Origin of the sequence: Proteus genomosp. 6 (assembly GCF_040139785.1) — a bacterium.
Classification (GTDB): domain Bacteria; phylum Pseudomonadota; class Gammaproteobacteria; order Enterobacterales; family Enterobacteriaceae; genus Proteus.
The window spans coordinates 1-579 of the sequence record NZ_JBEEVJ010000061.1; the positions used below are offsets into that span (position 1 = coordinate 1).

The 579-nt window shown below is 56.8% G+C and carries 1 protein-coding gene; it reads right to left on the reverse strand.

Annotated elements, in window-relative coordinates:
- Positions 1-35: 35 nt before the first annotated feature.
- Positions 36-491: an Hg(II)-responsive transcriptional regulator gene (gene merR, locus ABN212_RS18800; protein ID WP_001166628.1), complete on the reverse strand. Its 456-nt coding sequence runs from the start codon at positions 489-491 to the stop codon at positions 36-38.
- Positions 492-579: the final 88 nt, after the last annotated feature.

Genomic DNA, 579 nt, shown 5'->3' on the forward strand with positions numbered 1-579 from the left:
TAGGGGTCGTCTCAGAATTCGGAAAATAAAGCACGCTAAGGCGTAGTCACCCCGTGACTCCCCCGCGCCGATGCAGCGAGCTTCGTTCCGTCTTGCAGTGACGCAATCAGCGGGCAGGAAACGTTCCCTTTCCGCGCATGGCAGGCGCACACCAGTTCAGACAGCACGGCCTCCATGCGTGCCAAGTCGGCCATCTTCTCGCGCACATCCTTGAGCTTGTGCTCGGCCAGGCCGCTGGCTTCCTCGCAATGGGTGCCATCCTCCAGCCGCAGTAGCTCGGCGATTTCGTCCAGGCTAAAGCCCAGCCGCTGGGCCGATTTCACGAACCGCACTCGTGTTACATCCGCCTCGCCATAGCGGCGAATGCTGCCATAGGGCTTGTCTGGCTCCGGCAGCAGGCCCTTGCGCTGGTAGAACCGGATGGTCTCCACATTGACCCCGGCCGCCTTGGCAAAAACGCCAATGGTCAGATTCTCAAAATTAATTTGCATATCGCTTGACTCCGTACATAACTACGGAAGTAAGCTTAAGCTATCCAAACCAAATTTGAAAGGACAAGCGTATGTCTGAACCACAAAA